The organism is Steroidobacter sp., from assembly GCF_016790065.1.
In the GTDB taxonomy this organism is placed as follows: Bacteria; Pseudomonadota; Gammaproteobacteria; order Steroidobacterales; family Steroidobacteraceae; genus Steroidobacter.
The window spans coordinates 1-14,233 of sequence record NZ_JAEUPY010000109.1 but is presented as its reverse complement, the minus strand read 5'-3'; the positions used below and the strand labels follow the sequence as shown (position 1 = coordinate 14,233).

General features: G+C 60.5%; 13 protein-coding genes. 8 read left to right on the top strand and 5 right to left on the bottom strand.

Features of this window, described 5'->3' with window-relative positions; all coding sequences use genetic code 11:
* From JNL55_RS04675 to JNL55_RS04660, 4 genes are all read right to left on the bottom strand, one after another.
* Positions 1–2,279, bottom strand: a 2,279-nt coding sequence (locus JNL55_RS04675) for a TonB-dependent receptor domain-containing protein (RefSeq protein ID WP_293849994.1), incomplete at its 3' end; no start/stop codon positions are given.
* 113 nt (positions 2,280–2,392) lie between these two features.
* Positions 2,393–3,460 (bottom strand): FecR family protein, encoded by a 1,068-nt coding sequence (locus JNL55_RS04670; RefSeq protein ID WP_293849991.1) that lies wholly within the window; start codon positions 3,458–3,460, stop codon positions 2,393–2,395.
* Between the two features lies 1 nt (position 3,461).
* Entirely contained in the window at positions 3,462–4,007 is a 546-nt protein-coding gene (locus JNL55_RS04665; protein ID WP_293849988.1) for an RNA polymerase sigma factor, read from the bottom strand.
* 79 nt (positions 4,008–4,086) lie between these two features.
* Positions 4,087–7,140 carry a TonB-dependent receptor gene (locus JNL55_RS04660; RefSeq protein WP_293849985.1) on the bottom strand — a complete coding sequence of 1,018 codons (3,054 nt, stop codon included), beginning with the start codon at positions 7,138–7,140 and terminating at the stop codon, positions 4,087–4,089.
* Between the two features lie 201 nt (positions 7,141–7,341).
* Here JNL55_RS04660 and JNL55_RS04655 point away from each other — a divergent pair, with 201 nt between their 5' ends.
* The 4 genes from JNL55_RS04655 (at position 7,342) to JNL55_RS04640 (ending at position 9,915) form a co-directional block, all read left to right on the top strand.
* Entirely contained in the window at positions 7,342–7,878 is a 537-nt protein-coding gene (locus JNL55_RS04655) for an RNA polymerase sigma factor (RefSeq protein WP_293849982.1), read from the top strand.
* 4 nt (positions 7,879–7,882) lie between these two features.
* Positions 7,883–9,028 carry a FecR family protein gene (locus JNL55_RS04650; RefSeq protein WP_293849979.1) on the top strand — a complete coding sequence of 382 codons (1,146 nt, stop codon included), beginning with the start codon at positions 7,883–7,885 and terminating at the stop codon, positions 9,026–9,028.
* Positions 9,029–9,195: 167 nt separating this feature from the next.
* Positions 9,196–9,510, top strand: a complete 315-nt coding sequence (locus JNL55_RS04645; protein ID WP_293849976.1) for a hypothetical protein — start codon at positions 9,196–9,198, stop codon at positions 9,508–9,510.
* A 27-nt stretch (positions 9,511–9,537) separates the two neighbouring features.
* The gene (locus tag JNL55_RS04640; RefSeq protein WP_293849975.1) at positions 9,538–9,915 is read left to right on the top strand and encodes a VOC family protein; all 378 of its coding nucleotides are present in this window, start codon (positions 9,538–9,540) and stop codon (positions 9,913–9,915) included.
* On the opposite strand, the gene JNL55_RS04635 is transcribed toward JNL55_RS04640, so the two are convergent.
* Positions 9,856–10,242 (bottom strand): UrcA family protein, encoded by a 387-nt coding sequence (locus tag JNL55_RS04635; protein WP_293849972.1) that lies wholly within the window; start codon positions 10,240–10,242, stop codon positions 9,856–9,858. The two genes, JNL55_RS04640 and JNL55_RS04635, sit on opposite strands and share 60 nt — an antisense overlap.
* Before the next feature lie 189 nt (positions 10,243–10,431).
* Here JNL55_RS04635 and JNL55_RS04630 point away from each other — a divergent pair, with 189 nt between their 5' ends.
* The 4 genes from JNL55_RS04630 to JNL55_RS04615 form a co-directional block, all read left to right on the top strand.
* Positions 10,432–11,253 (top strand): c-type cytochrome, encoded by an 822-nt coding sequence (locus tag JNL55_RS04630; RefSeq protein ID WP_293849969.1) that lies wholly within the window; start codon positions 10,432–10,434, stop codon positions 11,251–11,253.
* Entirely contained in the window at positions 11,250–12,431 is a 1,182-nt protein-coding gene (locus JNL55_RS04625) for a cytochrome-c peroxidase (protein WP_293849966.1), read from the top strand. Before JNL55_RS04630 ends, JNL55_RS04625 begins: the two co-directional genes overlap by 4 nt.
* A gap of 2 nt (positions 12,432–12,433) precedes the next feature.
* Positions 12,434–13,945, top strand: coding sequence for a parallel beta-helix domain-containing protein (locus JNL55_RS04620; protein ID WP_293849964.1), 1,512 nt, complete (start codon positions 12,434–12,436; stop codon positions 13,943–13,945).
* 57 nt (positions 13,946–14,002) lie between these two features.
* Positions 14,003–14,233 (top strand): hypothetical protein (locus JNL55_RS04615; protein ID WP_293849961.1); only part of this gene is annotated, 231 nt, incomplete at its 3' end.

Genomic DNA, 14,233 nt, shown 5'->3' with positions numbered 1-14,233 from the left:
AACGAAGGTTCGAATGCGTGGTTGGACCACGTGTAGCTCAGCGCATCAGAGATCGCCCACTTGGAGGCGCCTGGCAACGTCGTGCCGGCGGGTACCAGCGCGGGCGTCACGTTGCCTGGATTGGAGACGAAATCCTGATTGAGCTGCGCATTCAAATAAGTGACATTGCCCGACAGGCTCAAGCTGCGGCTGACAGCCCAATTCAGCGTCCCTTCGAAGCCGTAGCTGCGCGCCTTGCCGGCGTTGGCTGCGTAGTTGATCTGCGCCGGCGTCCGCTGCCGCAATTGAATGTCGCTCCAATCCACGTAGAACAGCGTGCCATCCAATTGCAAACGTCGGTCGAGCAGCGTGGACCGCGTGCCGATCTCGTAGTTCCACAACGAATCGGACTTGAACCCTCGCGGTACCGTGAAGCCCGGTTCGGACTGCGCGATGTTGGGCCCGCCGTAACGGAACCCCTGCGAGGCCAGCGCATACGCCATGAACCGATCGTTGGGCGTGAACGTGATGGACGCCTTCGGTGTGAAGCCGCGTTCGTCCTGATCGGCGGACTGGTACAAGGATTCGCCGGGCTGAGCAGCCGACGCCAGACCTTTAGTGATGGTCGCGGTGTCGACCTCGGTATCGAACGCGCGACCGCCGAGCGTCAATTTCCATCGATCGTTGAATCGATAGCTCGCTTCGCCAAACACGGCGGTCTCGACACCGCGAAGTGGAATCGCAGCACTCAGCAATTCATCCCCAGGTGCCAACAGTTGGCCTGCCCCAGGACCGAACACCGTATCGAGCACCGAGCCGATGCCGGGCACATAGATGGCCTGAAATACGCGCATGCGAGTGTCGTCGCGCATGGCGCCGACCAGGTACTCGAAGCGTTGTTGAGTGTTGGAGGCCAGACGAACTTCGAACGTCTTGCCGCTGCTCTTACCCAGAGAAGGCAGCTCCACCAGCGGAAAGCCGATGCCGGGAAAGATCACGCCCGGCGCGCCGAACTGCAGCGTGATGTCATCGTACGTGTCCATGGTCTTCTTGTGATGAGCGGCGGAAACCGTCAGCGTGGACGCGCCGAAGTCATGATCGAGCCGCAAGTTGTGAATGACGGTCTCGAAGTTATTGAACTCCGCGACCACCGAGTCCTTGCGCAGCTCGCCGAGCGACGGTTGTTCGAAGCCGTCGTCCTGGGTGTTGATGAGTTGATCCAGAAACAGGTAACCGATCTTGGTTCGCTCCGTCGGCGTCCATAGTGCCTGCACTCGTCCGCCGCGGATGACGGTCTCGTTGACGTCCTTCTCGCCTGTGCCGACGTTGTCGATGTATCCAGCAATGTTTCGATAGACATAGGTGCCGCGCACTGCCAGCTGGTCCGCGATCAACGGCGCGTTCACCATCACCTTGCCGGACCAATCGACGCCGCCGTCGGCAACATCCGCCGCGGTCGTTTCAGCTCGCATGTCCCATGCGCGCGTGTCGGGTTTAGCTGTTTGATAGTTGATGGCGCCGCCCAGTGAGGCAGAACCAAACAACGTGCCCTGCGGCCCACGCAGGACCGTCACGTTGCCGACGTCGAATGCGTCGATGTCCGGAATCGCGAGCGAGAAATAGGGATCGGTCAAAGGCACGTCATCGATGAAGTAGCCGGTCGTGCCCTGGCCTTGGTCGGTTCCTGTGGTGGTAGAGATGCCGCGGATGACGGCAGTCGAGTATCCCGGTGTGCCACCGTTGAATACGACGCCAGGCGTGCGCGTGAGGTAATCCTGCATACTCTGCGCGCCTAATCTGCCGAGCTCGGTGCCAGTCAACGCGGACACCGATCCGGAGATGTTGCGCACCGACTCCAGACGTTTGGTCGCGGTGACGATGACTTCTTCTAACTGCGCGACCTCGTTGTTGGAAGCCTCCGCTTGCGCCAGTCGAATGCGCTCAGCTGACTCCACATTCGCGCCCGACGGGTTGGTATGAATCGAGCGAATCCCGAAGGTGTGCGCGTTGATTTGATATGCAACCAGGTCCGATCCCTGCAGCAGCGCTTGCAAGGCATCGGCCGGCGAATACTTGCCGCTGAGCTTCGGCGCCGTCCGACCGTCAGTCAGCTCGGATTGAACCGCGATCTGGATGTCTGCTTGACGAGCCAACTCGCGTAACGCCGCCGCGAGCGATTGTGCTGGCAGATCGACCGTCACCGCGGCCTGCCCGGCGGCGGATGCTGGGCTTGGCAAAGAAACACTGGCGCCCGACAGTGCCAGAGCGACGGCCAGTGCATTGGATAGGCAGCGATTCATAGGTCTCCCGTTCCCCAGCCATCGTTGTCAGTAAGCGCTATTTTTTTTCGCGTCTTATCTGCAATGACTCATCGCGGGAGATGCTGGGCCCATGCCGGCAAAAATATTTCCAGCTAGCGCTCACGAATCAGGAAGCTTTGCGCACCGGTGGTCTCCACGACCACACCCGGCAACGTGCCGATATACGCCAGCGCCGACTCCAGATCTTGGGCATCGAAGGATCCGGTGAGCTTGATCGGCTGCAACGGTTCGGCCACGCTCACTTTGAATTCCCGATACCGCTGGAACTCACTGAGCACGTCGACCAGTGGCGTGCTATCGAATTCCACGCGACCGCGAGTCCAAGCAACTGCGCGTAGAGGTGCCGCATGCGCCGTCTTCACCACGCGAGGTGCTTGCTGGCCGCCAGTCGTTCTACTGGCATCGACGGTCGCCTCTTCACCTTTGAGTAACCGCAGGACGGGTTCTGCCGCCGGCTTGTTTAGGTCCCGCTCACGGACATCGACGATGCCGTCGAGCACGCTGACCAACGTCGTCTTTCCAGCGATTCTCACATTGAACTGAGTTCCCACCGCTCGCGCCGTGGTGTCTCGGGCATTCACATCGAAGGGACGCGAAGTGTCATGCGCCACTCGGAAGAACGCTTCGCCCTCGATCAGTTCGATGTTACGTCGCTGGCCGGAGAAATCGACCTTGATGGTCGAAGAGGTATTCAGAGTGACGACGCTGCCATCGGCCAGCGTCAAGATTCTTTGCTCGCCCAGATCCGTCGAGTAACGCCCGTCTTGCCAATGCAAGTACGTGGCAGCGCTGATCGTTGCAACGAGCGCCACTGACGCAGCGATGCCCCATGTACGAAGTCTGCTGCGAGATTGCTCTCGGCCTGTCACTGGAGTTTCATCGGCAAGCGAAGCTTTGCTAGTGGCCGTGAACGGGATGGCCGGCCGCGACTCACGAACCTCCTTCACCCAATCATCCAACTGCTCGCGGCTCACCGCAGTGTCGCGAAGATCCTGCCCGAGCAACGTAGCTTCGAGGAACTCACGAACATTGCGAGGCGATTCGCGCAACCAATCCGCAAGCTCGGACTTCTGGGCCGGATCGAGCTCTCCCTGGCCAAGCTCGGCCATCCAATCGCTGGCGGTGGTCGGGCGGGAGGTGTCGGCTTTCTGCTCTCTCATCTCAAACTTCCTTGGCCAGCGCTTCACGCATCAAGGTGAAAGCACGTGCCATCGCACGCTTGACGACTCGCGGGCTGACGCCGAGCCGTTGGGCGATTTCGTCGTAACTCAAACTTTCGTGGTACTGCAAGGCGAGCACGGCTCGCGGCAAGGGCGGCAGCTCGGCCATCGCTCGTTGCAGAAATCGAGTGCGATAAGTTGCGTCGGCCAGCGACTCGGGCCCGTCGCTGGCATCCGTGCCCAGCGCGGCCTCCTCGACGGTCTCGCTTTCCAGCGAGGTCCATTGCGGCCGGCGCAGCTTGAAATCGTGAGCCACATTGGCGGCCACCCGGAACAGGTAGGCCAGTGGATTATGGATGACCTCGCCTCGGTTGAACCGTAACAGGCGCAGGAACACTTCCTGGCAAACATCCTTGATATCGCTTTCCACCAGCCGCCGCTTGGCTAGAAAGCGTTGCAAATCATTGGCGTAGACCGATGCCCATTGCTCCGGGCCGCCGTCGCCGCGGCGGCTCGGATCGGCGTGGGACAAAGGCTCGTCGGTCATGGGCGCCATTTCACATTAAATGACCTGCGCCCGCAGCCTCATGGGCCCATGACCAGCGAATTATTTTTTGGACGTTACCTCAGAACGCGACCTTGGCACCGACGTAGTAGTACCGGCCGCGATAGTCGGCGAGCGAACGGTCCCAACCGTCGAAGCTGGCTGCCACGAACGGCAGGTCGGCATCGAAGGCGTTGTCGACGCCGGCGTAGATCCGAGTGCCGTTCAACCAAGTGCCCTCAGTGAACTGATAGCCCGCTTGGAAGTTCACCGTGTGATACGCCTCGACCTGTCGACTCAACACGTCGGGAATGACGTCGTCGTAGCTCGAGGTGTAGAACACGCTCGTGCTCGCATCGAACGGACCTCGCTCCCAGCTCACACCGGCGACCGCACGCAGGTTGGGCATCGGGCCCGGGTTGAAGCTGAACTGGCCGCGATAGTCGATGGTCTGTCCGGCACTGGTCACGTCTTCGAACTTGGTCAGGTACGTGGCGTTGAAGTCGAATGTCACCGTGCCGGCGCCGTCCGTCAGCCAACGATACTTGGTGCCCAGATCGATGCCCGCCGCCTTACGCGCGCCGCCGTTAGCCAGACGAATGTCGACCGTCGGGTACAACGTGATCGGATCGCGCGTCACCGAACCGGCCGCGGACGTGCCGAACAACACGGCTTGAATGTCCGGCTCGGAAATCACGTCCTTCAATTCCACCTGCCAGTAGTCCAGCGTCACGGTCAACGCCGTCAGGCTGTGCGGACGGAACACCAGGCCGACGTTGATGCTCTCACCCATTTCCGGGGTCAGGTCCGGGTTGCCGCCGTATATATAAGTGAGCGGAAACACGCCGCCTCGGATCGGATCGAAGTACGCATTCGGATTCTCGTCCGTGGCGACCGGATCGGTCAGCGCTGAGATGGTCGGTGCACGGAACGACTCTGCATACGAGGCTCGGAATCGAACGGCGTCATCCAGGAAGCCGAGACTGCCCGCCGCCTGCCACACAGTGGAGGAACCGAAGTCGCTGTACTTCTCTCGACGAGCAGCCGCAGTGAGCGCAGCGGAACTGAATGCGCCTTCGCCGTCGTACAGCGGCACCTGCAGTTCGCCGAACACCGCATTCACTCGTCGTGACCGAGACACCGGCGAGGTCAGGTAGGCGTCGTTGAACATGTTGTTGTAGACGCGCGCGTTGTAGTCAGGCTCGAAGCTGTACGCAACCTTGCGTTGCTCGACACCCAACGCGAACAACGATTCGCCCGCGTACCAGTCGAACAGCTTGCCGTCGATTTTGGCGCCCACGATGCTGTTCTTGTCGACGGATCGGGTCTGTGTGGTCGGACCGCGCACCAACGCCATCTGCGCCGCCGAGTTGGCGTGATAGCCGAACGGATTGAAGGCCAGCGCGTCGGTACGCGCCAAGGACGCATCGAGCGCGTCCAAGTCGATGTCATTGACTGTGTTGGAACGGATGCGACGTCGGTGCGAAGAGAAACTCACTTCGTAATGGTAATTGCCCAGCCGGCCTTCCACACCCGTCACGCCCTGGTGATCCATGGTGTCGAATCGCCAGGTCCAAGGATCGATCTCATTGCTACCCGGCAGGTAACGCACCGTGACATCTTCGCCAAAAGGATTGTATGGGTTAGACGCAGGCACATCGATCAGCGGCCGCAGATTCGCAGCGAGGAACGTCTGTCGCCGATGATTGGCATAGCCACGCGTGAACAGCACCACACGGTCATCGAGCAACTCATATTCTGCCGACCAGTGTCCCGACACCTGATCCTGCGGCGGATACGTGCCGATCTCGTTGGTCGAGTACGCCTGCAACTCATGGTTGTAAGGCACGTAGTCGGTGAGGTTGCCGCTGTAATAGCCTTCGTTGAAGCGAGTGACGTCGATCGACAGCACCTGGCTCGGATTCGACGACAACCGGATCTGATGAGGCGTACCGATGGCAGTACTGCGACGATCCAACCCGCCGCGAGCGCGATAGTCACGGCTCGCCGTGGTAGCACGGTCGGCGCGAGTGAAGCCCTTGCGATCCTGATAGGCCAGGCTGCCGGTCAGATGAAACTTGTCATCGCCCAAGCCGAACAACGCGGCGGTTCTAAGACCTTCGGCGTCGTGGCGGCTGGTCTCGCCGTAGGAGGTGTGCAACGACAAGCCGCGAAAATCTTTCTTCAGGCGAACGTTGACCACGCCAGTGACGGCATCCGACCCGTACACCGCCGATGCGCCGCCCTTCAGAATTTCCACGCTCTCTACGGCCTCCGCCGGCAGCGCGCCCACGTCGGCACTGAATGTTTCGCCACCGAAGCGATGGCCATCCACCAGGACCAGCGTGTACGCCGACCCGAGTCCGCGCAGATTGAGGTTGGTCGAACCACCGCCGTATTCGTCGTTCGCCGGCGTAATGGCGTTACCGGTGTTAACCGGCAGCTGTAACAGGAAGTCGCCGAGATGCTCGCCCGAGGAGCGTTGGAACTGCTCACCGGTGACCACGTCGATGGGTCGTGCGTTCACCAGGTAATCCTGCGAGGTGCGGATCGAGCTACCGACCACGGTCACTTCATCGATGTTCTGGGTCGGCGCCGTGCTGTCGCGTTCGAGGGCCGGTTCCACCGTCGTGGCGCTGGCAGCGGCCCCCGAGGCGGACGACTCTCGCGCCGAATTGGCCTGAGCCAGTCGCAACACTCCCGGGTTGGTTTCCGTCTTGATCTGCTTCCAGGCGGCCTGCGGCGCCGGCGGCTTCGACGAAGTCGTCGCCGGATCGAAAATGGAAATGGTCTGGGCGTCCAGGAATTCGTACTGCAGCCGGGTGCCGTTGAGCAGCTTCTTCAGCGCCGCCTCGGTGGTATAGCGGCCGTTGAGCGGCTTGGCGGGCAGATCGATGACCGTGTCGCCGGCCGGGTAGATCAATTGCAGGCCGCTTTGCTCAGTCAACTGGATCAGCGCCCGCGCCAGCCGCGGCGAGTCGATGCGGAAGTCGATCTCGGAGGACGTTGCCGCCTGAGCTATCATCGTGCGCGGTTGGTCCGCCGAACCGTCGGCTGCCTGCGCGGCCACGCTCGAGCCCAGCCCGATCGCGAGCGTCTGCAACGCCACTGCCCACTCCAGAGTGGATTTCGCCATGCCTGTCCGTCTCCCCTATTGTGTTTATTTAAAGCCAACCGCGGTCCGGCCGCGAGCTGGCTGTTGAATGCGCTTGCGGCTACTAAGAGGGATGGCAGTACCCCAACGGGGTAGTGGGCGCGCCAAAAAAATTATTTCGTCTGGGACACTACCCCTTTGGCCCACTCCGGCCACTCTTAGTTGCCGTGAGTTGATCCAGCAATGAAACCTTCTACGCCAGATCCCGCCAGCCACCGGAGCAGCTTCGCCGCCGAAGTGCACAAGCTCTATGGGGCGGATTTGTACTTTTTCCTGTTGTCGCGCTTGAAGAATGAGCACGACGCCAAGGATGTGGTGCAGGAGATCTATCTGCGGCTGCTGCGTTTGGGTCAAGGAGAACTGGTGCGCGATCCCCACGCCTACGTGTACTTCGTGGCCAGCCAGGTGCTGGCTCAGTTCCGTATGCGGGCCAAGCACAGCCCGTTGGTGTATGACTCGGCGCTGCTGCAAGCTTCCGACAGTCATGGCGCCCAGCTGGGTCAGGACGGTGTGGCGGATCGTTGGCTATCTCTGGCCGAGGTTGAGGAATTGTTGGACGCGTTGCCCTCGATGCATCGTAGAGTCTTCGTGATGCGCAAGCTGGACGGCCTGTCCTGGGCGCAGATCGCCGAGGCGCTCGACATCTCCGTGCACACGGTGAAGAAATATCTGTGCGAAGCGAACGCACGCATCAGCGTCATGCGCCGGGACCAGGAGTAGCGCCATGACCTCTAACGTCCGCACTGGGATGAACGATCGCCGCCGGCAGGACGAAGTGATGAAAGTTGCCGAGCAGGCTGCTGCTTGGCTGATCGAACTGGAGGACGGCGGTACTGACGCGCGTGCTGGGCTCGCTGCGTGGTTGGAGGAATCCCCCCTGCATGTGGAGATGTTTCTGCGTGCGACCTCGGTGGATCGAATCAAAGAACTGATGGCGCCGGCAGATGCCGTCGCGTTGGCCAATAAGGATTGGACCTCGGAGCGGGAGACGGTCACGCCGCTCGTGCCTGGCCTCGGCTCTCGCCCTGCTCCCGCTGCGATCAGGCCAGAGCTGTCGTCTAGCGCACAGCGCCTCGATGCTCAACGACGAACGAAGCCGCCGCGTTCGCGATTGCTCTCACTCGCCGCCGCCGTCACTTTCCTTTGTGTCGCACTCTCGAGTTTCTATTGGGTTGCCAGTCGCAACACTTATGTTACGAAGCTGGGCGAACAAATGTCCGTCAAGCTGCCCGATGGCTCGATGATGCATTTGAATACCAACTCACGTGCCACCGTGAGCTTCTCCGATCACAGACGTCTGATTCAGCTCGATGCCGGCGAAGCGTTGTTCACCGTCCAGCACGATACGACTCGGCCCTTCGATGTTCAGACTGCCGGCACACGCATCCGGGCGGTAGGTACGCAGTTCAATGTGTATCGCCGCTCCGGAGAAACCAAGGTCGCGGTCATCGAAGGCGTCGTACAGGTCTCGCCCTCGCACCCGAGTGCCCTGCCCCTGCCAACAACGGCACCTGCGGCAGGTGATACGCACGACGCCAGCAGCGACGAACGCTTGAGCGCCGGTCAAGGTGTGGTGGTGAATGAGGACGGCGTGGCCGACAAACCCGAGGTCGTCAACGTCACTCAAGTCACCGCCTGGCGCCAGCGCCGCCTGGTGTTCGAATGGCAAACCCTGGAAGAAATCGCCTCGGAGTTCAATCGCTACAACCAGACACCACGCATCCGCGTGGAAGGCGAAGACATTCGCACCCGCCGCTACACCGCCGTCTTCGATGCCGACAACCCGCAAACCCTGCTGAAATTCCTATCTCGCGACGACCATCTGCAATTCGCAGCAGACGGCGACGACTTCGTGATTCGAGCCCGCTGAGGGACTCTTAGGAAACGCAGCGCCGAGGTATGCTGCCGCAATGACCTCGGCCGTCCCCGCCAAGTCCAGTCGCATTCTGCTCAAGATAGAGATGCTGGTGTTTCGGGCCGACATTTCTTTACTTGCTATCCGGCGTCGTAGTGGTACCGCACCAGTTACTGCTACTGGTGAGTGAAGGCGTCGTCGATAGCGCTTGGGTGCTGCTCTACTACGCAGGCATCACGGCGATGTTTGTCGCAGTCAGATCCATGTACAACCATGTGACCGGCGACCCGATCGGAATTCTCCAGCCTCGCAGCACCTGGATTTGCATCGCCGCTGGACTCGCCGCTTTGGCGATGGGACCGGTCGGAACCTGGCTGCTAGGGGGGCGCGAAACGATGGTGCCGGCGTTGGTTATTCCTTTCGCCGTGTTGCCGGCGTTCTGCTTGCTACATCTTGCGGTACTATCTCGGAGCTACCTGTTGGATGCATTCAGGTAATTCCCTGTACACGGAGGGGTCGCCGCAATGTCTGCAATGTGGATCGATCATGTCCAAGTCGCCATTCCCAAGGGAGGCGAAGCAGCGGCTCGCGAATTCTATGCGCAGTTGCTGGGCTTGACGGAGATTCCCAAGCCCAGCAGCCTCGCCGGCCGGGGTGGGCTGTGGTTGCAAGCCGCGAACATCCAATTTCATCTAGGGGTCGACCCCGACTTCCGACCGGCGACCAAAGCGCACGTCGGCTTTGCAGTGGAAAACCTATCAGCAGTCCTGGGTCGACTCGAAGCGGCCGGCTACGACATCCAACCGGATGATTCGGTAGCCGGCCTGAATCGAGCCTTTACGTCAGATCCGTTTGGCAACCGTGTTGAGTTGCTCGAGTCCGCCCATCCGGCTGGCATGTAGAGCCGATAGCAGCGGCCGATCAATCTTGGCGACGGCATCGGCAACCGCCGTCTTGAAGCAGGCGCGAGCCCGAGCAGCCTGCCCCAGTTCGCGAGACTGATCGACATGGCAAACAATCTTCGCGGCTGAGCGAATGCGGTCATAGGCGATGTCCACGCCCTTCGGGGTGGCCAGCGACAAACCGGCGAGGCTCACCACGATCTTTGGTACATCGTCCGTGCGGTCAGTATCGGCACTGGCGTATCCCGCTGCCAGCTGCGCGACGATTGCCGTCAGTATCACAATGTAACGACGCGCGATCGTTACATTGAGGTTCAAGGTCGTCATTGCAGTTACTCCAGTGAGGGTAGGTCCACTGGAGCAAATTGCAGCCGCTGTGCCAGCAAAACGGCGGAACGGCGCAAGTCACCGCAGTCAGCCAGGAAATACAAAGGTCGGTGAAAGGAAACCGCACAACGCACCCAGTCGCCGACGCGGGAATTCGTTGGCTGGCAGCCGACACGCCCAACAGTAACGTTGGATAAACACAGCCGGATTGTCCGACAGTTATCAGCTGACTGTGGTCACATCATCGGCGCCCCGATTGCAATCCGTTGCCAGGTCGGGTATGAAACGCAGCGCAACACCAATACAACAGCATCGTTCGTTCTGATGCTCACACGCCACTCCCGATCAGTAGCCGTCGCCTGTGGGGAAGCTCGCCGCTCGCGGCGAATTGCGCTCGCATCCTGGATTGGCACTTTGGTACTGATGTACGGCGCAAGTAGTTTCGCCGCCGACGGCGAGAAACTATTTGCCCCGTGCGTTGCCTGCCATGGCAGCAAAGGCGAAGGCAACGCGACGCTGAATGCTCCCGCCCTCGCCGGCCAGGACGCTGTATACATCGAACGTCAGTTGCGCAACTTTCGGACTCGCCGTCGCGGCACCGACAAGGCGGACGTGCTCGGCACTCAGATGCAAGCCGCCGCGACGACGATGCTCACCGACGATGCAGCCGTCACACAGGTTGCTAGTTACGTCGCCAAACTTCCGAAGACCGTCAACGCAAAGCCCGCGCCCGGCGATCTGCATAACGGCAACAACAAATACCAAGGCATCTGCGGTGCTTGCCACGGCGTAACTGCCGAAGGCAATCCAGCGCTGAAAGCGCCGAGGCTCGTGGGTCTCGATGCACATTATATCAAGCGTCAGTTCGCACACTTCCGCGATGGAGTGCGCGGCACGGATCCGAAAGACACGCCTGGTCGGCAGATGGCGATGATGTCCAAGACACTAGCCACCGACCGCGATCTAGACGACATCATCGCGTTCATTCATCGGCAGGGTCGCCCGAAATGAAACGCGCGCTCGTGTTGCTGATCGCGGCCATAGGGACCGCTGGCGCAACCGGGCCGGCACCGACCACAACGGCGCTCGACTTCACACTCAACACTGCTTGCCCGCCGGGATTCGAAAAAACCAACGCCGGCGTGTGCGAGCTTCGCACCCTCTATCAGTTCTACGACTCACTCGAAAATCGCGGCCTCGGCGGCACACGCACTTCTCTACCGCCACACCGCGACGGCTTCACGCCTCGCCAGATTGACCTCGGTCGCTATCTATTCTTCGATCCGGTGCTATCCGGCGATGGCACGCTGTCCTGCGCAAGCTGTCACGATCCCGCTTTCGGTTTGTCCGATGGTCGCGCTCGGTCGATCGGCATCCACGGCACGGACGCAGGCCGCGCCGCTCCCACTCTGTGGAACGTGGCATTCCTGAAGCGCTTCTTCTGGGATGCGCGAGCCAACTCTCTCGAAGCGCAAGCCGCCGGCCCGCTCTACTCGCCCATCGAGATGGGCAACACGCCGACACAATTGCTCGCGAGCTTGAACGGCAACGCGACTTACCGTCGGCTGTTTCATGAAACATTCCCACAACACTTTCCAGGCGAACACAGCTCGATCACCGAGCAACAAGTGTTCACCGCACTCACCGCTTTCCAAACCTCGCTCGTATCGCTCAACAGTCGCTACGACCGCTACGTTCATGGCTATGACGCGGCGCTGACCGATAAAGAGATCGAAGGCTTGAATGTGTTTCGTTCTTTCGTCGCACGTTGTTCCGAATGCCACACGCCGCCGTTATTCACCAACGAGCAAATCGCAGTCATCGGCATGCCGGAACCTGACGGCCGAGTATTCGATGTGGGTGCCGAAACCATCCTGAATAGCCCGAAACTCAAGGGCGGCTTCAAAGTCCCCACGCTTCGTAACATCGCTCGCACCGCGCCCTACTCGCACTCCGGCGCATTCGCCGACCTGCGCGGCGTGGTGCAGTTCTATAACAAAGGCCGCGGCAATGCTGTGCCCAAAGACATGCAGCTGTACTTGCACTGGCACATCTCGGATCCAAAGCTCACGGATGCCGAGGTCGATCGGATCGTGGATTTTCTGGGCGCCTTGACGGATGAGACCTTCCTGCCGCAGCAGCCGGCAAGAGTTCCTTCCGGGCTGGCGCCTACCAAAAGAGGGGAATAAGGATGAAGGGCGTAATCGTCGGACTGTTGTTGGCCGCACTGGCCTTCGGCGCAGGCATGTACTTCGGACGTAGCGGCAAACAAGAGATGACGATCAGCTCGTCAACTCAGGGCGCTAGCTACAGCGGCGGCTTCAAGGCCGAAGGCGCTGCCGCCACCGGCTCGATTACCTCGGTCGCAGGACCAGCGCCCACCAACGTCGTGGTCGTGAAAGATGGCGAGTCCATCCAGGCGGCCATCAAAGCGGCACCGAAGGGAACCATCATCCGCGTGATGCCGGGCACGTACCACGAAACCGTGTACGTCGACAAAGACGACATCCGCATCATCGGCGTGATCGAAGCCGGCCGCCGCGCCGTACTCGACGGCGAAAAGAAACTCAACGACGCCATCTTGTACTCAGGCAACAACTTCGTCGCCGAGAATCTCGAGATCCGCAACTACAAGGGCAACGGCATCATGGGCCAGGCCGGCAACAATTTCGAGATCCGTAACAACGTGATCGCGGAGTCCGGCGTGTACGGCATCTTTCCGCAGCTCGGCCAGAACGGCATCGTCGAACACAACGTGGTTTCAGGCATCGCCGACGCTGCGATCTATATCGGCATGAGCGACAACATCCTGGTCGCCAACAACGACGTGTTCGATAGTGTCGCCGGCATCGAAATCGAGAACAGTCGCCACGCCATCGTCGAGCACAACTACGTACACAACAACTCCGGCGGTCTGCTCGCGTTCGTCACGCCGGGCTTGCCCATCAAAGACACTGTCGATGTGATCTTTCGGAACAACTTCGTGGTCGGCAACAACCATCCGAACTTCGGCGCGCCCGGCTCGACGGTGTCCGGCATCCCGGCCGGCACCGGCATTCTGATCATGGCAGCCGACGACGTGGTCATCGAAGGCAACATCATCTCGGACAACAAAGTGTCCGGCATCATCATCACCGACCACGCCCATGCCTCGAACATCACTGCCGACCCGGAATCGGATCCGAACTCGGATCGCGTGAAAATCCTGGACAACGTGATGCTCAACAATGGCTACGACACCATCACCGAAGCCAAAGCATTGCTGCTCGCCGACGGCAAAGTCGGCGCGAAGAACCTGGACATCGTGCGCGTCGGCCCCAGCCCAGGCAGCTGCATCATCAATCGCCACCAGTATGTGACCGCTGGCGTGAGTGACTTCGCCGAGTGCAACTTCACCAACACCTCAACCACCGTGAACTATCTATTGCCGCCCGTGCCGCCACGCGAGATCAAACCTGGCGAGCGCGGCAAGGTGGTGTATCTGGGCATCTGCACCGGTTGCCACACCTACAACGGCCGCATGATCGGACCGCCGGTGCAAGTGATCCAAGCGCTGTACATGGACAACCCGCAGGGCCTGGCCGACTTCATCGCCAAACCCACCAAGAAGCGCGACGACTATCCCGAAATGCCGCCCCAAGACTATCTCGATCCCGAGACCCGTCTAGCGGTAGCTCAATACATGTTGCAAGTAACGAATTAACAATGAACTGACAATGAACTGACTGTTGACTGGCCAGAGAAACGGAGACGAAGGCTCATGAGCAATAGCAAGAACCGGCTCGCGTATGCAGTAGCCACAGTGCTGACGGGAACAGGATTGGTGGCGTCAGCTCCCGGAGTAGCAGTGGCGCAAGAAGCCGCCAGCGACAGCATCGAAGAAATCCTGGTGACCGCTCAGCGTCGCACTCAGTCACTGCAGGACGTGCCGATCGCCATGCAGGTCATCGACAGCACACTGATCAAAGATGTCGCCGCGGAAAATCTGGGC